Genomic DNA, 20,687 nt, shown 5'->3' on the forward strand with positions numbered 1-20,687 from the left:
GTCCTCCATCGCGTCGAGCAGCCGGGCGGAGGCGGGCGGCACGGTGACCCCGTGGATCAAGGCGGGGGCGACGCGGGTAGGGGTGGTCCTGGTGGGGGCCACCCAGTGCGGAGCCATCCGTGCGCAGTCTCCGCGCAGCTCGGCCAGACCGGTCTCGGACTCGCGCGGGGCGATGTGATTCGGCATACCGGCACCGTAGGCACCGCAGAGCCTGCGAAGAAAGCCCTACTATCGGGTAGTTTTTCCGCTTCGGGCCCGGCGGGAGCGGGTAGCGTGAACTGTCACGTCACCCCTGGGACGCGGACATCCGTTCCCCTTCGACCTCCGCAGGAGACGTCTCCCCGTGCGTATCGCAGTCACCGGCTCCATCGCCACCGACCACCTCATGACCTTCCCCGGCCGCTTCGCCGACCAGCTGGTCGCCGACCAGCTGCACACGGTCTCGCTCTCCTTCCTGGTCGACAACCTCGACGTACGCCGGGGAGGGGTCGCCGCGAACATCTGCTTCGGCATGGGCCTGCTCGGCACCAAGCCGATCCTGGTCGGCGCGGCCGGCTCCGACTTCGACGAGTACCGCGCCTGGCTCGACCGGCACGGCGTCGACACCAGCGCGGTGCGGATCTCCGAGGTCCTGCACACCGCCCGCTTCGTCTGCACGACGGACGCCGACCACAACCAGATCGGCTCCTTCTACACCGGCGCCATGAGCGAGGCCCGCCTCATCGAGCTCAAGGCCGTCGCCGACCGCGTGGGCGGCCTCGACCTCGTCTCCATCGGCGCCGACGACCCGGAGGGCATGCTCCGCCACACGGAGGAGTGCCGGACCCGCGGCATCCCGTTCGCCGCCGACTTCTCGCAGCAGATCGCCCGCATGGACGGCGACGAGATCCGCATCCTCCTCGATGGCGCCACGTACCTCTTCTCCAACGAGTACGAGAAGGGGCTCATCGAGTCCAAGACCGGCTGGACCGACGAGGAGATCCTCGGCAAGGTCGGCCACCGGGTCACCACGCTCGGCGCCCAGGGCGTGCGCATCGAGCGGGCCGGCGAGGAGCCGATCGAGGTCGGCTGCCCCGAGGAGAACGTCAAGGCCGACCCGACCGGCGTCGGCGACGCCTTCCGCGCCGGATTCCTCTCCGGTCTCGCCTGGGGCGTCGGCCTGGAGCGCGCCGCCCAGGTCGGCTGCATGCTCGCCACGCTCGTCATCGAGACCGTGGGCACCCAGGAGTACACCCTGCACCGCACCCACTTCATGGACCGCTTCACCAAGGCGTACGGCCACGAAGCCGCCGCCGAGGTCCACGCGCACCTCGTCTGAGCACTCCGTCAGGAGAGCCGGCGGACCACATAGGCCGCGCCCCGGTCCGCCGGCTCCTCGCCCACGTACTCCTGCTCGCGCATCGCGCACCAGGCCGGGATGTCCAGCCGGGCCGCCTCGTCGTCGGAGAGCACCGTCACCGTGGCGCCCACCGGCACCCCTCCGATCACCTTTGCGAGCTCGATCACCGGGATCGGGCACCGCTTGCCCAGCGCGTCGACCACCAGCGAGTCGTCCGGGGCGGGAGAGGAGGCGGGGGAGGCGGCCGTGGTCACCGGCGCGTCGAGCTTCTCGCGGACCCCGGCGACCAGGCCCGGCAGCAGCTCCAGGAAGCGGTCGACGTCCTCCTCCGCGGTGCCCCGGGGCAGCGACACGCGGACGTTCCCCTCCGACAGGACGCCCATCGCCTTGAGCACGTGGCTCGGCGTCAGCGTGCTGCTCGTGCAGGACGAACCGGACGACACGGAGAAACCGGCCCGGTCCAGCTCCCCGAGCAACGTCTCCCCGTCGACATAGAGACAGGAGAAGGTCACCAGATGCGGCAGCCGCCGCACCGGATCACCGACCACCTCCACATCGGGCACCAGCGCGGGCACCCGGGCCCGGATCCGGTCCACCAGCGCCCGCAGCCGGGCCCCCTCCGCGTCCGCCTCCGCCCGCACCGCGCGCAGGGACGCCGCCGCCGCGACGATCGCCGGCAGGTTCTCGAACCCCGGCGCCCGCCCCGACTCCCGCTCGTCCGCGGGCCCCTGGGGCGCGAACCGGACACCCTTGCGCACCGCGAGCAGCCCGACCCCGGCCGGACCGCCCCACTTGTGCGCGCTGCCCGCCAGCAGCGACCAGCCCTCCGGCACCGGGCCCCAGGCCAGCGACTGGGCGGCGTCCACAAGCAGGGGCACCCCGGCCGCCCGGGCCAGCGCGGCCGCCTCGGCCACCGGCTGCTCGGTGCCCACCTCGTGGCTGGCGGACTGGAGGCAGGCGAGCGCGGTGTCCTCGGTGAGCGCCCGCCCGAACGTCTCCGCGTCCACCGCGCCGGTCCGCTCCACCGGGACCCGGTGGACGGTGCCGCCCCGGTCCTCGTGGTCCGCCGCCGCGTGGAGGACCGACGAGTGTTCGACCGCCGACACCACCAGACGGCGTCCGACACGCCGACGTCCGGCGAGCGCGCCGGAAATTCCGGAATGCACCGCGCGGGTGCCCGAGGAGGTGAAGACCAGCTCGTCGGGGCGGCACCCGACACCCTCGGCCGCCGCCTCCCGGGCCGCGTCCAGCAGCAGCCGGGCACGGCGTCCCTCGCGGTACAGCCGGGCCGGATCGGCCCAGCCCTCGTCCAGCGCGGCAAGCAGCGCCTGGCGGGCGACGGGGTGCAGGGGGGCGGCGGACGCCGCGTCGAAGTAGGGCACCCGGTCACGCTAGCCCGGAGCGCCCCCGACGCCCCCCACCGCCCGTCGCTCCTGATGGAGGGGGCGTCAGATGGCGGCCGGAGGCGCGAATTCCACCCCTTCGGGGAGTCGGGCGGCGCGTTGGGCACCCTCCCCGCGCGACCCCAAATAGCGTCCAGTAGGGTTTGGTCCGCATAAACATCCAAACCCCTGCCCGTACAGGGCGGCGACCGACCAGCGAGACGGCCGCGCCGACCGTGCGGGCGAGACTCTCGGGAAGGCGCTACGTGAGTCCCAACGGCTCCGACCGCTCGTCGCGGCGCCCGATGCGGCGGAAGCTGCCGCAGGTGCTGACTGCGGGCCTGATCCTGGCGACCGCCACCGGTTGCACGTACAAGGACTTCCCCCGCCTTGGTATGCCCAAGCCGGTAACGGAAGAGGCCCCACGGATCCTTTCCCTCTGGCAGGGCTCGTGGGCGGCAGCGCTCGCCACGGGCGTCCTGGTCTGGGGCCTGATCCTGTGGAGCGTCATCTTCCACCGGCGCAGCCGCACCAAGGTGGAGGTACCTCCGCAGACCCGGTACAACATGCCCATCGAGGCGCTGTACACCGTGGTCCCCCTGATCATCGTCTCGGTGCTGTTCTACTTCACCGCCCGGGACGAGACGAAGCTCCTCACGCTCTCCCCGAAGCCCGCCCACACCATCAACGTGGTCGGCTACCAGTGGAGCTGGGGCTTCAACTACATCGAGAACGTGGACGGCTCCGCCACCACGGGCAACGAGGTCCCCAAGGAGCTCGACGCCATCCCGGACAGGTTCCGCAAGGAATTCCCCAAGGGTGCGGACGGCGTCTACGACGTCGGCATCCCGGGCGACAGGAATCCGGACACCGGTAACCCGGGTCCCACCCTCTGGCTGCCCAAGGGGGAGAAGGTCCGGTTCATCCTGACTTCCCGTGACGTCATCCACTCCTTCTGGGTGGTGCCGTTCCTGATGAAGCAGGACGTCATTCCGGGGCACACCAATGCCTTCGAGGTGACCCCCACCGAGGAGGGCACCTTCCTCGGCAAGTGCGCCGAGCTCTGCGGCGTCGACCACTCCCGCATGCTCTTCAACGTCAAGGTCGTCTCCCCGGCGCAGTACCAGGCGCACCTCAAGGAGCTGGCGAAGAAGGGCCAGACGGGCTACGTGCCGGCCGGCATCGAGCAGACTGACCCGGCCAGGAATGCGGAGACGAACAAACTGTGAGCATCCTCAACGAACCTCAGGGTGCCGCGGCAGCAGACGACTCGTACGAGGACGAGCTGCCGGTCCGGCGCAAGCAGCCGGGAAACGTCGTCGTCAAGTGGCTGACCACCACTGACCACAAGACGATCGGCACGATGTACCTGGTCACATCGTTCGCCTTCTTCTGCATCGGCGGCCTGATGGCGCTCTTCATGCGCGCCGAGCTGGCCCGGCCGGGCACGCAGATCATGTCGAACGAGCAGTTCAACCAGGCGTTCACGATGCACGGCACGATCATGCTGCTGATGTTCGCGACGCCCCTGTTCGCCGGCTTCGCGAACTGGATCATGCCGCTGCAGATCGGCGCGCCCGACGTGGCGTTCCCGCGGCTGAACATGTTCGCGTACTGGCTGTACCTCTTCGGCTCGATCCTCGCGGTGGCCGGCTTCCTCACCCCGCAGGGTGCGGCCGACTTCGGCTGGTTCGCCTACTCCCCGCTCTCGGACGCCGTCCGGTCGCCGGGTGTCGGCGCCGACATGTGGATCATGGGTCTGGCCTTCTCCGGGTTCGGCACGATCCTCGGTTCGGTCAACTTCATCACCACGATCATCTGCATGCGCGCGCCCGGCATGACGATGTTCCGCATGCCGATCTTCGTCTGGAACGTCCTGCTGACCGGTGTGCTGGTCCTGCTGGCCTTCCCGGTCCTGGCGGCCGCGCTGTTCGCCCTGGAGGCGGACCGCAAGTTCGGTGCCCATGTGTTCGACGCCTCCAACGGCGGCGCCTTGCTCTGGCAACACCTCTTCTGGTTCTTCGGGCATCCAGAGGTGTACATCATCGCCTTGCCGTTCTTCGGGATCATTTCCGAAGTGATCCCGGTCTTCAGCCGCAAGCCGATGTTCGGTTACATCGGCCTGGTGGCCGCGACGATCTCCATCGCCGGCCTCTCGGTGACCGTGTGGGCGCACCACATGTACGTCACCGGCGGTGTGCTGCTGCCGTTCTTCTCGTTCATGACGTTCCTCATCGCGGTGCCCACCGGGGTGAAGTTCTTCAACTGGATCGGCACGATGTGGAAGGGCTCGCTGTCCTTCGAGACACCGATGCTCTGGGCGATCGGCTTCCTGATCACCTTCACCTTCGGTGGTCTGACCGGCGTCATCCTGGCCTCGCCGCCGATGGACTTCCACGTCTCCGACTCGTACTTCGTGGTCGCGCACTTCCACTACGTCGTCTTCGGCACCGTGGTGTTCGCGATGTTCTCCGGATTCCACTTCTGGTGGCCGAAGTTCACCGGCAAGATGCTGGACGAGCGGCTCGGCAAGATCACCTTCTGGACGCTGTTCGTGGGCTTCCACGGCACGTTCCTGGTGCAGCACTGGCTGGGCGCGGAGGGCATGCCGCGGCGTTACGCGGACTACCTCGCCGCGGACGGCTTCACCGCGCTGAACACCATCTCGACCATCTCGTCGTTCCTGCTCGGCCTGTCGATCCTGCCGTTCTTCTACAACGTCTGGAAGACCGCCAAGTACGGCAAGAAGATCGAGGTGGACGACCCGTGGGGCTACGGCCGTTCGCTGGAGTGGGCGACGTCCTGCCCGCCGCCGCGGCACAACTTCCTCACGCTGCCCCGTATCCGCTCCGAATCCCCGGCGTTCGACCTGCACCACCCGGAGATCACCGCGCTGGAGCAGCTGGACCACGCCTCCGAGGGTGACAAGGCCCTCGCGGGCGGCAAGGAGGCGGGCAAGTGAAGATCCAGGGCAAGATGTTCCTCGGTCTGGCGCTGTTCATCCTCGTCATGGCCATCACGTACGGCGTGTGGTCGAAGGAGCCCGTCGGCACCACCGCGCTGGTTCTCGCGTTCGGCCTGAGCGTGATGATCGGCTTCTACCTGGCCTTCACGGCCCGGCGGGTCGACGCGATGGCGCAGGACAACAAGGAGGCCGACGTCGCGGACGAGGCCGGCGAGGTGGGGTTCTTCTCCCCGCACAGCTGGCAGCCGCTCTCGCTGGCGATCGGCGGTGCCTTCGCCTTCATGGGCGTCGTCTTCGGCTGGTGGCTGCTGTTCTTCTCGGCGCCGCTCCTCCTGGTCGGCCTCTTCGGCTGGGTATTCGAGTACTACCGCGGTGAGAACCGCACCCAGTGAGACCGGTCCGCCGGTAGCACATCGCTCCACCTGACGGGGGGCCGACACTTCGACACGAAGTGGCCGGCCCCCCGTTTGCAGTCGTCCCGCGCGCTGAAACGGACGAATGTTCTTAGCGTGAGTCCATGAACCAGATGCCGCGCATCCGTCCCGTAGTGAGCTGCACTCTGCTGGCCGCGACCTTGGTCGCCGGGGCGGCAGCCTGCGGGAGTTCCGATGGTCACCCCCTGTCGTCCCAGCCGTTCGACGCGGCCGACGAGGTCTCCTTCAACACGCCCGACGGCGGCAAGAAGGTGAACCCCGACAAGCCCCTGGAGATCAGGGTCGACGCCGACGACGGCCGGATCACCGACGTCACGGCCGTGGACGCCGCAGGACGCCATCTGGCGGGCGAACTCGACGCCGACGGACACCGGTGGCACTCCACCGCCCCGCTGGCCGCAGGGACCCGTTACACCGTCAAGGTCCGCATGGAGGACGACGACGGGGCCCCCGGCACCCGCACGATGTCCTTCGACACCGCCAAGGCCACCAAGTTCCTGAAGGTCGCCTTCGGCCCCCAGGCGGGCACCTACGGCGTCGGCCAGCCCCTCGTCGCCACGCTCAGCGCCCCCGTCACGGACAACGCCTCACGCGCCACGGTCGAGCGCGGCCTGCGGGTCCGCTCCACGCCCTCGGTCACGGGCTCCTGGTACTGGGTGGACGACAAGACGCTGCACTACCGGCCCAAGGAGTACTGGCCGGCGAAGGCCAGCATCGAGGTCAGCTCCAACCTCACCGGCATAAAGGTCACCAACTCGCTCTACGGGGCGCCCGCGAAGGCGCTGAAGATCACCACGGGGGACCGCATAGAGGCCATCACGGACGCCTCGGAGCACTCCATGACGGTGCTCCGCAACGGCGAAGTGATCAACACCATCCCAGTCACCACGGGCAAGCCCGGGTTCGACACGCGCAACGGCGTCAAGGTGGTGCTCGGAAAGGAGCAGTACGTACGTATGCGCGGGGAATCCATCGGGATCGCCGCCGGCTCCTCCGACTCGTACGACCTCGACGTCTACTGGGCCACCCGGGTGACGTGGAGCGGTGAATACGTGCACGCCGCGCCCTGGTCCACCGGCTCGCAGGGGTACGCCAACGTCAGCCACGGCTGCACCGGCATGAGCACCAGCGAGGCCGAGTGGTTCTTCAACACCGTGCGCGAGGGCGACATCGTCAGCGTCGTCGGCAGCGACGGCGAGACGATGACGCCCTTCGACAACGGCTACGGCGACTGGAACCTGTCCTGGGCCAAGTGGCAGAAGGGCAGCGCGCTGAACAACGACACCACCGCACCGAAGGTCGACAAGGTCAGCACGGCGCGGCTGCGCCCCCAGGTCTGACCGTGGGAACCGTCCGTGGGGGCTCAGGCCCCCACGGACAGCCGCGTACGCAGCAGGGCGGCCAGGGAGTCCGCGAACTCCACCGGCTCCACCGGGAGCGTCACCGCGGCGTCCGCACGGCTCCAGGTGGCCAGCCAGGCGTCCTGCGGGCGCCCGATGAGGACCAGGACCGGCGGGCAGCGGAAGATCTCGTCCTTGATCTGCCGGCAGACGCCCATGCCGCCCGCCGGAGCGGTCTCGCCGTCCAGCACGCAGACGTCGACGCCCCCGTGCTCCAGGGCGTCCAGGACGGCGGGCAGCGTCGCGCACTCCAGGAACTCCACCGGTGGTACGTCCGCCGCGGGCCTGCGCCCTGCTGCCAGCCTCACCTGCTCACGGGTGTGCGCGTTGTCGCTGTAGACCAGGACCGTGGCGGTCGGCTGCATGGTTCCTCCGTGACATCCGTGTCTTCGGGGCACTCGGGGCCCCCGGGGAACGAGAGCCGTCCGATGCGCGGATCGTACTCCGCCCGACAGCGTGTCAGTACCGGTTCGCACCGGCCTTCCCTGGGCCGTTCGGGCAGGACACACCCCTCTGACACACCGAACGGCACCCCCCGGAGTGAGGGCGGGATAAGCGACCGACATAATGTCGGTCGTGGCGACAGCAACGACAGTAGAAACCGGGCACGCGCACCCGTCGGTCAATCGGCCGAACCTCACCAGCGTCGGAACCATCATCTGGTTGAGCTCCGAGCTGATGTTCTTCGCGGCCCTCTTCGCGATGTACTTCACCCTGCGATCGGTGACCGGACCGGAACACTGGAAGGAAATGGCGTCCGCCCTGAACTTCCCGTTCTCGGCGACGAACACCACGATCCTGGTGCTCTCCTCACTCACCTGCCAGCTCGGCGTCTTCGCCGCGGAGCGGGGCGATGTGAAGAAGCTCCGTGCCTGGTTCGTGATCACTTTCGTGATGGGTTCGATCTTCATCGGAGGCCAGGTCTTCGAGTACACCGAGCTGGTGAAGAAGGACGGCCTCTCGCTGTCCTCCGACCCGTACGGCTCGGTGTTCTACCTGACCACCGGCTTCCACGGTCTGCATGTGACGGGCGGTCTCATCGCCTTCCTGCTCGTTCTGGGCAGGACATACGCGGCCAAGAGGTTCACCCATGAACAGGCGACCGCCGCCATCGTCGTGTCCTATTACTGGCACTTCGTCGATGTCGTGTGGATCGGCCTCTTCGCCACGATCTACATGATCAAGTAACCGGGCCCGAGCCCGAACCACATCCAGCATCGACGCAGAAGATCCTGACACCGGGGTAATCCGTGAAAAAGCTCTCCGCACGACGACGCCATCCGTTGGCGGCGGTCGTCGTACTACTCCTCGCGCTGGCGGCCACCGGGGGGCTGTACGCCGCGTTCGCGCCCGCGAGTAAGGCGCAGGCCGACGACACCGCCCAGTCCCTCGCCATCGACGAGGGCAAGAAGCTGTACTCCGTCGGTTGCGCCAGCTGCCACGGAACCGGCGGTCAGGGCACCTCCGACGGGCCGCAGCTTGTCGGCGTGGGCTCCGCCGCCGTGGACTTCCAGGTCGGTACGGGCCGCATGCCCGCGCAGCAGCCGGGCGCCCAGGTACCGAAGAAGAAGGTCATCTACAGCCAGGCCGAGATCGACCAGCTCGCGGCCTACGTCGCGTCGCTCGGCGCCGGTCCGGTCGTCCCGACCAAGAGCCAGGTCAGCCCTGAGGGTGCGGACATCGCCAAGGGTGGCGACCTGTTCCGTACCAACTGCGCGCAGTGCCACAACTTCACCGGCAAGGGTGGCGCGCTGACGAACGGCAAGTACGCGCCCGACCTGGACGGCGTGGACCCGAAGCACATCTACGAGGCCATGCTGACCGGCCCGCAGAGCATGCCGTCCTTCCCGGACTCGACGATGCCCGAGCAGCAGAAGCGGGACATCATCGCCTACGTCAAGACCGTGAACGGCTCCGAAGCCGAGTCCCCCGGCGGCCTCGCACTCGGTGGCCTGGGTCCGGTCAGCGAGGGCCTGTTCGGCTGGATCTTCGGTCTGGGCGGTCTGATCGCAGTTGCCATTTGGGTCGCGGCCCACACCGCTAAGGCCAAGAAGTCATGAGTAGCCAAGAGATTCCAGAAGAGAACCTGCCCGACGCGCAGGGCACCGCGCACGCCGCGGTGGACAAGGCGCACGACGACCCGTTCGCCGACCCGGGGCTGCCGGCCCACAGGCCGCGCATCCAGGACATCGACGAGCGGGCCGCGAAGCGCTCCGAGCGCACCGTCGCGACCATGTTCCTGTTGTCCATGCTGGCGACGGTGGGCTTCATCGCCTCCTACGTCATCTTCCCGGTCGACAAGATCGTCTTCATCTTCCCGTTCGGTCATGTCAGCGCGCTCAACTTCTCCCTGGGTCTGACCCTGGGTCTGGCGCTCTTCCTGATCGGCGCGGGCGCCGTCCACTGGGCGCGCACCCTGATGTCCGACGTGGAGGTGGCCGACGACCGGCACGCCATCGAGGCGTCGCCCGAGGTCAAGGCGAAGGTGCTGTCCGACTTCGCGGACGGCGCCCGGGAGTCCGCGCTCGGCCGTCGCAAGCTGATCCGCAACACCATGTTCGGCGCGCTGGCCCTGGTGCCGCTCTCCGGCGTGATGCTGCTGCGCGACCTGGGTCCGCTGCCGGAGAAGAAGCTCCGCAAGACCCTGTGGGCCGAGGGCAAGCAGCTCGTCAACATGAACACGATGGAGCCGCTGCGTCCCGAGGACGTGGTCGTCGGTTCGCTGACCTTCGCCATGCCCGAGGGCCTGGAGGAGCACGACGAGGACTTCCAGACGCAGATCGCCAAGGCCGCCCTGATGATCATCCGCATCGAGCCGGACGACATCAAGGACAAGCGCGAGCGCGAGTGGGCGCACGAGGGCATCGTGGCCTTCTCGAAGATCTGCACGCACGTCGGCTGCCCGATCAGCCTGTACGAGCAGCAGACGCACCACGTGCTCTGCCCGTGCCACCAGTCCACCTTCGACCTCTCCGACGGCGCCCGCGTCATCTTCGGTCCGGCCGGCCACGCCCTCCCGCAGCTGCGGATCGGCGTGAACAGCGAGGGCAACCTCCAGGCGCTCGGTGACTTCGAAGAGCCCGTCGGTCCTGCATTCTGGGAGCGCGGATGAGTACTGCGACGAACACACCCGGCGCAGCGGCGCCGGGCAACCGCAAGGCGCCCGCCGGTGAGCGGGTGGCCGACTGGGCGGACGGCCGGCTGGGGATCTACTCCCTCGCCAAGGCCAACATGCGCAAGATCTTCCCGGACCACTGGTCCTTCATGCTCGGTGAGATCTGCCTCTACAGCTTCATCATCATCATCCTCACGGGTGTGTACCTGACGCTGTTCTTCCACCCGAGCATGAACGAGGTCGTCTACCACGGCCCGTACGAGCCCATGCAGGGCATCCGGATGTCGGAGGCGTACGCCTCGACGCTGAACATCAGCTTCGACGTCCGCGGTGGTCTGCTGGTCCGGCAGATCCACCACTGGGCCGCGGTCATCTTCCTGGCCGGCATGTTCGTGCACATGATGCGCGTCTTCTTCACCGGCGCGTACCGCAAGCCGCGCGAGATCAACTGGCTGTTCGGCTTCCTGCTGTTCGTCCTCGGCATGTTCACCGGGTTCACCGGTTACTCGCTGCCGGACGACCTGCTCTCCGGTACGGGTGTCCGCTTCACCCAGGGCGCGATCCTGTCGACGCCGATCGTGGGTACGTACATCTCGATGTTCCTGTTCGGCGGGGAGTTCCCCGGCGGCGACATCATCGCGAGGTTCTACTCGATCCACATCCTGCTGCTGCCGGGCATCATGCTCGGGCTCGTGGTCGGCCACCTGATCCTGGTCTTCTACCACAAGCACACCCAGTTCGCGGGTCCCGGCAAGACGAACAAGAACGTCGTCGGCATGCCCCTGCTGCCGGTGTACATGGCGAAGGCCGGCGGGTTCTTCTTCCTGGTCTTCGGCTTCATCGCGATCATCGCGGCGATCGCCTCGATCAACCCGATCTGGGCCATCGGCCCGTACCGTCCCGACCAGGTGTCCACGGGCGCCCAGCCGGACTGGTACATGGGCTTCGCCGAGGGCTTCGTCCGTGTGATGCCGGGCTGGGAGATCAACCTCTGGGGCCACACGCTGGTCCTGGGCGTCTTCATCCCGCTCGTCCTGTTCGGTGTGGTGCTCGGTGCGCTGGCCATGTGGCCGTTCATCGAGTCCTGGATCACCGGCGACAAGCGCGAGCACCACATCCTGGACAAGCCGCGCAACGCGCCGACCCGGACGGCCCTCGGTGTCGCCTGGGTGACGATCTACTTCGTCATGCTGATCGGCGGCGGCAACGACATCTGGGCGACGCACTTCAGCCTCTCGCTCAATTCGATCAGCTGGTTCGTCCGTATCGCCTTCTTCGTCGGCCCGGTCATCGCGTTCGTCGTGACCCGGCGGATCTGCCTCGGCCTTCAGCGCCGCGACAAGGAGAAGGTGCTGCACGGCCGCGAGTCCGGGCTCATCAAGCGCCTGCCGCACGGTGAGTTCGTCGAGGTCCACGAGCCGCTGTCGCCGGAAGCCCGGTACGCGCTCACCGCGCACGAGCAGTACCAGCCGCTCGAGATCGGCCCGACGGTCGACGAGAACGGTGTGGAGCGCAAGGTCTCCAGGATCACCAAGGTCCGGGCGCGGCTCAGCAAGAGCCTGTACGGCGAGGACAGCCAGATCGCCAAGCCCACCGCCGAGGAGTACAAGGAGATCACCAGCGGCCACGGCCACCACTGATCACCCGTTCTGATCGCCACGGCGAGAGCCCCGTCCATTCGCTGGACGGGGCTCTTTGCCGTCCCCTGGGCTCGATAGGGTGGAGCCGATCCCTTATCGGCTGTGGACCCCAGGAGCGGACCATGAACGTTGTGACCCCGGACGGCGGCGACAGCGTGGCGGCCTTCTCCTGGCCCGGCGTGCTGACCCCCCTGCTGCGCGGCGAGGACCTGAGCTCCGACGCCACCGCCTGGGCCATGGACCGCATCATGAGCGGCGAGGCGACCGACGTGCAGATCGCCGGATTCGCGGTCGCCCTGCGCGCCAAGGGCGAGACGGTCACCGAGGTCTCCGGCCTGGTCCGCGCGATGTACGAGCACGCCACGACCATCGAGGTCCCCGGCCGCACCGTCGACATCGTCGGCACCGGCGGCGACATGGCGAAGACCGTCAACATCTCCACGATGTCCGCGATCGTCGTGGCCGGGACCGGGGCGAAGGTCGTCAAGCACGGCAGCCGCGCCTCCTCGTCGGCCAGCGGCTCGTCCGACGTGCTCGGCAAGCTCGGCGTCAACCTGGAGCTGGCTCCCCGGCGCGTCGTGGAGGTGGCCGAGGAGGCGGGCATCACCTTCTGCTTCGCGGTGAAGTTCCACCCCGCCCTGCGCCACGCGGCCAAGGCGCGTGCGGAGCTGGGCGCGCCGACCACGTTCAACATCCTGGGCCCGCTCACCAACCCGGCCAAGGTGCGCTCCCAGGCGATCGGGGTGGCCGATCTGCGCATGGCCCCCATCGTCGCGGGCGTCCTCGCCGAGCGCGGCAACTCCGCCCTGGTCTTCCGGGGCGACGACGGCCTGGACGAGCTCACCACCACGGCGACCTCGCGGGTCTGGGTGGCCCGGGACGGCGTCGTCCGCGAGGAGACCTTCGACCCGCGCGACGTGGGCGTCGAGCTGGTCCCGGTGGAGGCGCTGCGCGGCGCCGACGCCTCGTACAACGCGGATGTGGCGCGCCGGCTGCTGGCCGGGGAGAACGGTCCGGTACGGGACGCCGTGCTGCTCAACTCGGCGGCGGCGCTGGTCGCGCTGGACCCGGGCGAGGAGCCGCTCACCGAGCAGATCCGGGCCGGTATGGCGAAGGCCGCCGAGTCGATCGACTCGGGTGCGGCCGGGCGGGCGCTGGAGAGATGGGTCGTCGCCAGCAACGCGTGAGCGCATCGATGTGCGGCAGGGCGCAGTCCGGATCGCGGACTGCGCCTTGCGCGTTCCCGTAGGTATGGCAAGATGCTGGGCAGGTCATGAGTGACAGCGACTACGGCCCCGGCCCGCTGTCCGGCAACCCTCCGTCCGTGGCGGGGTGCCCCGGGTGAAGACCAGGCCGCAGGCAGCGAGGTCTGCGGCAAGCGCGGACCCCTCGACGTCGCGTGACGTCCACCCGTGGGGTCCTTGGTCCTCAGGGAGCCTCTTGTGAGCAAGCGAATGCGTTAGGGCCCGAGGCCCTTCTCCGCACACCCCTCTTCTTTCACTCCGTGCTGCCGCGTCTGTGCCGGTACGCGGAATTCGCCTGCCTGTTACGGGAGTTCGCCATGTCTGTCTTCACCGCTGCCGCCGACCAGTCGCTTTGTGCCCCGCTGCCGGTTCTGGGCGAGGATGTCCTCGTCCCGCTGGTCACCGGTGGTGAGGTCGGCTACGCGGCGCTGGACTACGCGGCGAGCGCCCCGGCGCTGAAGCGGGTCTGGGACGACGTGGCCGCGTACGCCCCGTACTACGGCAGCGTGCACCGAGGCGCCGGGTACCTCTCGCAGCTCTCCACGGACCTCTTCGAGTCCAGCCGGGCCACCGTGGCGGAGTTCCTGGGCTGCCGCCCCGAGGACCAGGTGGTCTTCACCCGGTCCACCACGGACTCGCTGAACCTGCTGGCCGCCGCGCTGCCCGCCGACTGCCAGGTCTTCGTCTTCGAGACCGAGCACCACGCCTCGCTGCTGCCCTGGCGCGACGCCCGCGTCACCTACCTGAACGCCCCGCGCACCCCCGCCCAGGCCGTCGCCACGCTGGAGGCGGCCCTCGCGGACCGGGAGCCCCACGGACCCGCCCTGGTCTGCGTCACCGGCGCCTCCAACGTGACCGGCGAGCTGTGGCCCGTACGGGAGCTGGCCGCCGCCGCGCACGCCCACGGCGCCCGGATCGTCCTGGACGCCGCCCAGCTCGCCCCGCACCACCCCGTGGACATCGCCGAGCTGGACGTGGACTGGGTCGCCTTCTCCGGGCACAAGCTGTACGCCCCCTTCGGCTCCGGCGTCCTGGCCGGCCGGGCCGACTGGCTGTGCGACGCCGAGCCGTACCTGGCCGGCGGCGGCGCCTCCCGCACCGTGGCCCGGCGCGCGGACGGCGGGGTGGACGTCGAGTGGCACACCACGGCCGCCCGCCACGAGGCCGGTTCGCCCAACGTCATCGGCGTCTACTCGATCGCCTCCGCCTGCAAGGCCCTCACCGAGGCCGGATTCGACCGGCTGGTCGCCCGCGAGCAGCACCTCGTCCGCGAGGTCCTGGCGGGGCTGGCCGAGGTCCCCGAGGTGAAGGTGCTCTCGCTGTTCGGCGACGACGCGCCGAGGGTCGGCGTGATCTCGTTCGTGGTGGAGGGCTGGAACAGCTCGCACTTCGCCGCCGCGCTCTCCGCCGAGTACGGCATCGGGGTGCGCGACGGCCTCTTCTGCGCCCACCCGCTCGTGCGCACCCTGCTCGGCAGCGACCCGGGCGAGGCGGGGGAGTGCGGCGCGCCGGAGGCGGAGCCGGGCGAGCGGTCCCTGAACGCGATCCGGGTCAGCTTCGGCGCCGGGACCCCGGACGAGCACGTCGAGCGCTTCCTGCGCGCGGTCCGGGAGCTGGTGAGCGACGGGGCGCGCTGGAAGTACCGCACCGAGGACGGCCGTTGCGTGCCGGACCGGGGCGCCGCCCAGGTCTGACGGGCCGGTGGACCTGCCGGGTACGGGATCCGTACCCGGCTTCGGCGTACGCCGTTACGCGTCCAGGCCGATGGAGAACGCGGCCTCCAGATCGTGCTGCGAGTACGTGCGGAAGGCCACGTGGGTGTCGGTCCCCTCGACGCCCGGGATCTTGCTGATCCGGCCGGGGATGACCTCGGCCAGGTCGTCGTGCTTGGCCACCCGGACCATGGCGATCAGGTCGTAGGTGCCGGTGACCGAGAAGACCTCGCTGACGCTGTCCAGCGCGGCGATGGCCTCGGCGATCTCGGGAATCCGGTCCACGCTGGTTTTGATGAGCACGATCGCGGTGATCACGGCTGTGTTTCTCCCTCGGTGGCCGTGGCTGAAGACTTCACTCTAGGGCCTCCGGTGTCGCGCCTGTAGCGGCCCCAGGCGTAGAGGAACCCGGTCGCGAAGCCGACGACATGGGCCAGGTACGCCACGCCCGGGCCGCTTCCCGCGCCCTCGGCGGCCAGCCACTGGAGCACGAACCAGAAGATCAGCACCACCCACGCGGGAAAGCGCAGCGGCAGGAACAGCAGGAACGGGAAGACGCTGGTCACCCGGGCCCGGGGGAAGAGGTAGAGGAACGCCCCGAGCACCGCCGAGATCGCCCCCGAGGCGCCGACGAGCGTCTGGTCGGACGTGGCGTGCGCGGCGGCGTACGCGAGCAGCGCCAGATAGCCGCAGCCCAGGTAGAACAGGGCGAACTCGGTGTGCCCCATGCGTTCCTCGGCCATCGCGCCGAACACGTACAGGAACAGCATGTTGCCCAGCAGGTGCAGCCAGCTGCCGTGCACGAACAGCGCGGTGAACGGGGTGAGCAGCGCGTGCGCCGAGCCGTCCCACAGCTCGCTCGGGATCACGCCCCACCGCTCGAAGTAGCCCGCCTGCGCGGCGAGCAGGGCGTCGGCACCGCCGCGCACCGGGACGAATCCGGAGAGCGGGCTGATCAGGAAGACCGCGCAGCACAGGGCGATGAGGGCGTACGTCACCGGTGGCCCGCCCGAAGTCGCCGCGCGCAGGAACCTGCCCGCCGCGGCCCGCCGATCGATCATGAACAGAGCATGACGCAAACGGAGCGAACGGGACAGACCGCCTCGCCGTGCCGACGGGATGCGCCGAGGCCGTAGGGTGACGGGTGGGCATCCGCAGTTCGACGGCGCACCGCGAGATCCTTGTCCGGCAGCTCACGGCTCGACGAAAGAGGACGCACGATGACGACCGTTCCCCAGCCGACCGACACGACCCGCTGGCGCTGCACGCTCTGCGGGAACCTCACGCGCTTCGACGTGACGCGGTCCTCGAAGGTCGTGGAGTACGTGCACCTCGACCTGGCCGGTGAGTCGAGCGTCGAGGAACGCGAGGTGGTCAGTGAGACCATCGAGTCGGTCCGTTGTCGTTGGTGCAACGCGGTGGACCAGATCGAGCTCGTCGACAGGCCGGGTGCCGACTCCTGACGGGGCCGTGCGGAGACAACACAATGGGGTGACGGATGGTGGAGCAGCCCGAGGGCGGCGCCGCGTCGGCCGACGGGGCCGACGACGCCGTGGAGGCGCTCGACCGCCCGCTGCCCGAAGGGGTACGGCGCCGGGTCGTCGCACTGGTCTCCGACGCGTTCGGCGGCCTCACGGTCGCCGAACTGCCCGCCCAGCTGAGGCAGTACGCCCGCTTCACTGCCTCCCGGCGCGCCAAGTTCGCCGGGAACGCCATGGCCGCCGCCGTGGCGAACGACGACCGGTTCCGCCGCCGCATCGGTGACCGGCTCAGGGAGGCCCAGCCGGAGCTGGCGGGCGCCCTGGAGTCCGGCGCGCCGCCCGCCGCCGCCGACCCGGTGGACGTGGCGGCGGCGGCGTACGTGCTGCGCCCGGACGGCTGGGTGAAGCTGGTCGCGGCGGCCGGCGAAGAGGTCCAGCGCGCGGACGCCGAGCGGGCCGGCGAGGAGAGCCGGCGCGAAGTGGCGCGGCTGCGCGAGGAACTGGCCGAGGCCCGGGCCCACACGAAGAGCGAGACGGAACGGCTCCGCGCCGAACTGGACGCCGCCCGCAAGGAGACGGACTCCCTCCAGCGCAAACTGCGCAGCGCGCTCAACGAGGTCAAGCGCGGTGAGGCGGCGCTGCGCCGGGGCCGGGCCGAGACCGAGGCCGTACGCGCCGAGGCGGCCGCCCAGGTGTCCGCCGCCGAGAGCGAGACCCGGCGGCTGAGGGCGAGGCTCGGGGAGGCCGAGGCGACCGTCGAGGCGAGTCGCAGGGCGGCCCGGGAAGGGCGCTCGGTCGAGGACATGCGGCTGCGGCTGCTGCTCGACACGGTGCTCGAAGCGGCCGGCGGGCTGCGGCGCGAACTGGCGCTGCCGCCCTCCTCGATCCGCCCGGCGGACAGCGTGGACGCGGTGGAGCCCGGCCGGATGTCGCCCAAGGACATCGCCGCCCGGGCCCTTTCGGAGACCGACCCGGCGCTGCTCGACCAGCTGCTGGCGCTGCCGCAGGCCCATCTGATCGTGGACGGCTACAACGTCACCAAGACGGGTTATCCGCAGATGCCGCTGGAGAAGCAGCGGCTGAGGCTGCTCGGGGGGCTCTCGGTCCTCGCGGCGCGCACGGGCGCGGAGATGACGTGCGTGTTCGACGGGGCGGAGCTGGCCGCCCCGGTGCTCCTCGCGCCACCGCGCGGGGTGCGGGTGCTGTTCAGCAAGCCGGGCGTCACCGCCGACGAGCTGATCCGTCAACTGGCGCGCGCCGAGCCGCCGGGCCGTCCCGTGGTGGTGGTCTCCACCGACCGCGAGGTGGCCGACGGAGTGGCGAAGGCGGGGGCCAGGCCCGTTGCGTCCGCCTTGCTCCTGAAGCGGCTTTCGCGGGTTTAGCGCTCCTTGCGGGGAGTTCGCCCGAGATCAGGGAACGGACCGTCAAGTCGCCGCTACACGCCGTGGGGTGTGGGTAAAGAAGTGCTGCGTGTGACGAGATTTTTCCTGTGAGGATTTGAACTGATCACAAGATGGTCACTAGGGTCGGGCCTCGAACCTTCGCGCGGTCGATCACCCATCCGGGGTGGCGGCGAAGGAACCGCCGAGTCCGTGACGTGCACGGAGCCGGGGATCCCCTCCCCCACAGATCCGGTAGGCGGCTCGAGGAAGAAGGAGCTCGCCTTCGTGGCGTCCCACCGTCGTCCCAAGCAGCCGAGCCGCACTCGTGTGACCGTGCTCACCGCGACCGCAGCCGCGGCCGTCGCCCTGTCCTCCCAGGCCGCTCACGCCGACCCCAAGCCGACCAAGAACGAGGTCAAGGCGAAGGTCGACAAGCTCTACCACGAGGCCGGAGCCGCCACCGAGCAGTACAACGGGGCCAAGGAGAAGCAGGAGAAGCTCGAGAAGCAGATCGGCGCGATCCAGGACAAGGTGGCCCGCGGCCAGGAGGAGCTCAACCAGCTCCGGTCCGGCCTCGGTTCCCTCGCCGCCGCGCAGTACCGCTCCGGAGGCATCGACCCCTCCGTTCAGCTCTTCCTCTCCTCCGACCCGGACAGCTTCCTGGACCAGGCGTCCGCGCTCGACCAGCTGACGGCCAAGCAGACCGAGTCGCTGTCGAAGGTCCAGGAGAAGCAGCGGGCCCTCGCGCAGCAGCGCAAGGAGGCCCAGGACAAGCTGAGCGACCTCGCCTCCGTCCGCAAGACGCTCGGTGAGAAGAAGAAGAAGCAGCAGGAGAAGCTGGCCGAGGCCCGCCAACTGCTCAACACCCTCACCGCCGCCGAGCGCGAGAAGCTGCGCCAGGACGAGGCCCGCGCCAGCCGCGCCGCCGGCACCCGGGTCGAACTCGGCAACGAGGTCCCCGCCTCCGGTCTCGGGAAGGCCGCCCTCAACGCCGCCGCCACCCGCATAGGCAAGCCGTACGTGCCCGCGGCCACCGGCCCCAACTCGTTCGACTGCTCGGGCCTGACCATGTGGGCCTACGCCCAGGCCGGCGTCAACATCACCCGCACCACGTACACCCAGGTCAACCAGGGCCACCGGATCGGCGTCAGCCAGCTGGCCCCCGGCGACCTGGTCTTCTTCAACGGCAACGAGCACGTCGGCCTCTACGCGGGCAACGGCCAGGTCCTGCACGCCCCGTACCCCGGCGCGTACGTCCGCTACGAGTCGATGAGCACCATCGGCAGCATCTACGCCGCCGTGCGCATCTGAACCGCGCCCGAACGGGCGAATTCCCGCGCCCCGTACTGACGCCCGCCCCGCCGGAGACCACAGGTCACCGGCGGGGCGTCACTGTGTGTGGCCCCCGCCGGTCCGGCGCGTCTTTGTCCGCTCCGTGATCACGCGGTTACTGTCTGCCTGCTGTCGCGGCTCCCGTACGTCGGTCCGCCCGTCCGGGTGGCAGGGGCCGCACGCGTCTGCGTACAGCGGAAGGGAGTGCGGCGACCTGTGGGATCCCATCGCCGTTCCACACAGCCCGGTACCGCTCGCGGTGCCCGGGCCACCGTCCTGACGGCGGCGGCCGCGACCGCGGCCGCGACGCTCGGCGCCGCCCCCGCGCACGCCGAGCCGCACGACACCCCGCAGTCCGCCGGGGCCCGCGTCGACCACCTCTACACCGAGGCCGAGCGGGCCACCGAGCAGTACAACCGGGCCGGCGAGGACGTGACCCGGCTGCGCGGCGAGTTCAGCCGGGCCCAGGACCGGGCCGCCCGGGGCCAGGAACGCATCAACCGGATGCGCGACGACCTGGGCTCCGCGGCCCGGGCGGAGTACCGGGCGGGCGGCATCGACCCCTCGCTGGCCCTGCTGCTCACCTCGGACCCCGACAGCTACCTCGACCGGGCCGCCGCCGTCACCCTGGCCGACACCCACCGCGCCACCGCCCTCGCCGAACTGCGCAGGGCCCAGCGGGCGCTCGCCCAGACCCGGGCCGAGGCCGCCCGCTCGCTGGCCGGGCTGGAGCGCCGCCGGGAGGACGTCAGCCGCCACAAGCGGACCGTCGAACGCAAGCTCGCCCGCGCCAGGCAGCTGCTGAAGGCGCTCCCGGCCTCCCAGCGGGCCGCGCTGGCCCGCGCCTCGCGTGACGGCCGCGAACCGGGCGCCGGGCTCCTGGCCGGGCTCCCCGCGGGCTCCTCCCGCGCCGCCGCGGCCGTCCTGGCCGCCCAGCAGGCGCTCGGCCGGCCCTACGTGTGGGGCGCCAACGGGCCCTCCGGCTTCGACTGCTCCGGACTGATGCAGTGGGCCTGGGCCCAGGCGGGCGTGAGCCTGCCCCGGACCTCCCAGGCCCAGCGGTACGCCGGACACATGGTGCCGCTCTCCGAGGCCCGCCCCGGGGACCTCGTCGCCTACCGGGCGGACGCCAGCCACATCGCGATGTACGTGGGAAACGGCCAGGTCATCCACGCCCCGTACCCCGGCGCCCCGGTCCGCTACGACCCCGTCGGGATGATGCCCGTCTCCTCGGTCACCCGGGTCTGAGCCCGGCGACAGC

Annotated in this window: 20 protein-coding genes and 1 riboswitch; of the genes, 15 read left to right on the forward strand and 5 right to left on the reverse strand. The window is 70.0% G+C overall.

The window, feature by feature from the left end:
* Positions 1-186 (reverse strand): hypothetical protein (locus AMK18_RS24890; RefSeq protein WP_073864572.1); only part of this gene is annotated, 186 nt, incomplete at its 3' end.
* A gap of 157 nt (positions 187-343) precedes the next feature.
* Between AMK18_RS24890 and AMK18_RS24895 the strand changes: the two genes are divergently transcribed.
* Positions 344-1,318 (forward strand): carbohydrate kinase family protein, encoded by a 975-nt coding sequence (locus tag AMK18_RS24895; protein ID WP_018104383.1) that lies wholly within the window; start codon positions 344-346, stop codon positions 1,316-1,318.
* Between the two features lie 8 nt (positions 1,319-1,326).
* Here the strand turns inward: AMK18_RS24895 and AMK18_RS24900 are convergent, their stop codons facing one another.
* The gene (locus tag AMK18_RS24900) at positions 1,327-2,721 is read right to left on the reverse strand and encodes a cysteine desulfurase/sulfurtransferase TusA family protein (protein WP_073864573.1); all 1,395 of its coding nucleotides are present in this window, start codon (positions 2,719-2,721) and stop codon (positions 1,327-1,329) included.
* Between the two features lie 266 nt (positions 2,722-2,987).
* On the opposite strand from AMK18_RS24900, the gene ctaC reads away from it, so the two are divergent.
* The 4 genes from ctaC to AMK18_RS24920 all read left to right on the forward strand — a co-directional run bounded on the left by ctaC (position 2,988) and on the right by AMK18_RS24920 (position 7,460).
* The gene (ctaC, locus tag AMK18_RS24905; protein ID WP_018104385.1) at positions 2,988-3,950 is read left to right on the forward strand and encodes an aa3-type cytochrome oxidase subunit II; all 963 of its coding nucleotides are present in this window, start codon (positions 2,988-2,990) and stop codon (positions 3,948-3,950) included.
* Positions 3,947-5,683: an aa3-type cytochrome oxidase subunit I gene (ctaD, locus tag AMK18_RS24910; protein WP_018104386.1), complete on the forward strand. Its 1,737-nt coding sequence runs from the start codon at positions 3,947-3,949 to the stop codon at positions 5,681-5,683. Before ctaC ends, ctaD begins: the two co-directional genes overlap by 4 nt.
* On the forward strand, positions 5,680-6,078 hold the full coding sequence (locus AMK18_RS24915) for a cytochrome c oxidase subunit 4 (protein WP_018104387.1): 399 nt from the start codon (positions 5,680-5,682) through the stop codon (positions 6,076-6,078). Before ctaD ends, AMK18_RS24915 begins: the two co-directional genes overlap by 4 nt.
* 125 nt (positions 6,079-6,203) lie before the next feature.
* Positions 6,204-7,460: a L,D-transpeptidase gene (locus AMK18_RS24920; RefSeq protein ID WP_026171688.1), complete on the forward strand. Its 1,257-nt coding sequence runs from the start codon at positions 6,204-6,206 to the stop codon at positions 7,458-7,460.
* A 23-nt stretch (positions 7,461-7,483) separates the two neighbouring features.
* Here the strand turns inward: AMK18_RS24920 and AMK18_RS24925 are convergent, their stop codons facing one another.
* Positions 7,484-7,885 (reverse strand): hypothetical protein, encoded by a 402-nt coding sequence (locus AMK18_RS24925; protein ID WP_018104389.1) that lies wholly within the window; start codon positions 7,883-7,885, stop codon positions 7,484-7,486.
* 202 nt (positions 7,886-8,087) lie between these two features.
* Between AMK18_RS24925 and ctaE the strand changes: the two genes are divergently transcribed.
* The 6 genes from ctaE to AMK18_RS24955 all read left to right on the forward strand — a co-directional run bounded on the left by ctaE (position 8,088) and on the right by AMK18_RS24955 (position 15,213).
* Positions 8,088-8,708 (forward strand): aa3-type cytochrome oxidase subunit III, encoded by a 621-nt coding sequence (gene ctaE / locus AMK18_RS24930; protein ID WP_026171689.1) that lies wholly within the window; start codon positions 8,088-8,090, stop codon positions 8,706-8,708.
* Positions 8,709-8,770: 62 nt separating this feature from the next.
* Entirely contained in the window at positions 8,771-9,580 is an 810-nt protein-coding gene (gene qcrC, locus AMK18_RS24935) for a cytochrome bc1 complex diheme cytochrome c subunit (protein WP_026171690.1), read from the forward strand.
* Positions 9,577-10,632 (forward strand): cytochrome bc1 complex Rieske iron-sulfur subunit, encoded by a 1,056-nt coding sequence (qcrA, locus tag AMK18_RS24940; protein ID WP_037786269.1) that lies wholly within the window; start codon positions 9,577-9,579, stop codon positions 10,630-10,632. Before qcrC ends, qcrA begins: the two co-directional genes overlap by 4 nt.
* Positions 10,629-12,275, forward strand: coding sequence for a cytochrome bc1 complex cytochrome b subunit (gene qcrB / locus AMK18_RS24945; RefSeq protein ID WP_026171692.1), 1,647 nt, complete (start codon positions 10,629-10,631; stop codon positions 12,273-12,275). The genes qcrA and qcrB overlap by 4 nt, the downstream gene beginning before the upstream one ends.
* 122 nt (positions 12,276-12,397) lie before the next feature.
* The gene (gene trpD / locus AMK18_RS24950) at positions 12,398-13,462 is read left to right on the forward strand and encodes an anthranilate phosphoribosyltransferase (protein WP_073864574.1); all 1,065 of its coding nucleotides are present in this window, start codon (positions 12,398-12,400) and stop codon (positions 13,460-13,462) included.
* A gap of 82 nt (positions 13,463-13,544) precedes the next feature.
* Positions 13,545-13,662: riboswitch (SAM riboswitch) on the forward strand.
* Positions 13,663-13,836: 174 nt separating this feature from the next.
* Positions 13,837-15,213 (forward strand): aminotransferase class V-fold PLP-dependent enzyme, encoded by a 1,377-nt coding sequence (locus AMK18_RS24955; RefSeq protein ID WP_073864575.1) that lies wholly within the window; start codon positions 13,837-13,839, stop codon positions 15,211-15,213.
* A gap of 54 nt (positions 15,214-15,267) precedes the next feature.
* Here AMK18_RS24955 and AMK18_RS24960 read toward each other — a convergent pair whose 3' ends face one another.
* Both AMK18_RS24960 and AMK18_RS24965 read right to left on the reverse strand, forming a co-directional pair.
* Positions 15,268-15,549 (reverse strand): Lrp/AsnC family transcriptional regulator, encoded by a 282-nt coding sequence (locus AMK18_RS24960; protein ID WP_018104396.1) that lies wholly within the window; start codon positions 15,547-15,549, stop codon positions 15,268-15,270.
* Positions 15,546-16,292, reverse strand: coding sequence for a rhomboid family intramembrane serine protease (locus AMK18_RS24965; protein WP_026171693.1), 747 nt, complete (start codon positions 16,290-16,292; stop codon positions 15,546-15,548). Before AMK18_RS24965 ends, AMK18_RS24960 begins: the two co-directional genes overlap by 4 nt.
* 159 nt (positions 16,293-16,451) lie before the next feature.
* On the opposite strand from AMK18_RS24965, the gene AMK18_RS24970 reads away from it, so the two are divergent.
* From AMK18_RS24970 to AMK18_RS24985, 4 genes are all read left to right on the forward strand, one after another.
* Entirely contained in the window at positions 16,452-16,694 is a 243-nt protein-coding gene (locus tag AMK18_RS24970; protein WP_018104398.1) for a hypothetical protein, read from the forward strand.
* A 38-nt stretch (positions 16,695-16,732) separates the two neighbouring features.
* The gene (locus AMK18_RS24975) at positions 16,733-18,094 is read left to right on the forward strand and encodes an NYN domain-containing protein (protein ID WP_026171694.1); all 1,362 of its coding nucleotides are present in this window, start codon (positions 16,733-16,735) and stop codon (positions 18,092-18,094) included.
* A 285-nt stretch (positions 18,095-18,379) separates the two neighbouring features.
* Entirely contained in the window at positions 18,380-19,405 is a 1,026-nt protein-coding gene (locus AMK18_RS24980; RefSeq protein WP_026171695.1) for a C40 family peptidase, read from the forward strand.
* 237 nt (positions 19,406-19,642) lie between these two features.
* A complete protein-coding gene (locus AMK18_RS24985; RefSeq protein WP_018104401.1) occupies positions 19,643-20,674 on the forward strand; it encodes a C40 family peptidase in 1,032 nt (343 codons plus the stop codon).
* The last annotated feature ends 13 nt before the right edge of the window (positions 20,675-20,687 follow it).

It is taken from the genome of Streptomyces sp. CB01249, assembly GCF_001905735.1.
Lineage (GTDB): Bacteria > Actinomycetota > Actinomycetes > Streptomycetales > Streptomycetaceae > Streptomyces.

What these genes read in the sequence shown, in the direction of transcription:
- AMK18_RS24920 (WP_026171688.1), top strand. Translation starts at nt 6,204, where the DNA reads ATGAACCAGATGCCGCGCATCCGTCCCGTAGTGAGCTGCACTCTGCTG.
- AMK18_RS24925 (WP_018104389.1), bottom strand. Translation starts at nt 7,885, where the DNA reads ATGCAGCCGACCGCCACGGTCCTGGTCTACAGCGACAACGCGCACACC.
- ctaE (WP_026171689.1), top strand. Translation starts at nt 8,088, where the DNA reads ATGTCGGTCGTGGCGACAGCAACGACAGTAGAAACCGGGCACGCGCAC.
- qcrA (WP_037786269.1), top strand. Translation starts at nt 9,577, where the DNA reads ATGAGTAGCCAAGAGATTCCAGAAGAGAACCTGCCCGACGCGCAGGGC.
- qcrB (WP_026171692.1), top strand. Translation starts at nt 10,629, where the DNA reads ATGAGTACTGCGACGAACACACCCGGCGCAGCGGCGCCGGGCAACCGC.
- trpD (WP_073864574.1), top strand. Translation starts at nt 12,398, where the DNA reads ATGAACGTTGTGACCCCGGACGGCGGCGACAGCGTGGCGGCCTTCTCC.
- AMK18_RS24955 (WP_073864575.1), top strand. Translation starts at nt 13,837, where the DNA reads ATGTCTGTCTTCACCGCTGCCGCCGACCAGTCGCTTTGTGCCCCGCTG.
- AMK18_RS24965 (WP_026171693.1), bottom strand. Translation starts at nt 16,292, where the DNA reads ATGATCGATCGGCGGGCCGCGGCGGGCAGGTTCCTGCGCGCGGCGACT.
- AMK18_RS24970 (WP_018104398.1), top strand. Translation starts at nt 16,452, where the DNA reads ATGACGACCGTTCCCCAGCCGACCGACACGACCCGCTGGCGCTGCACG.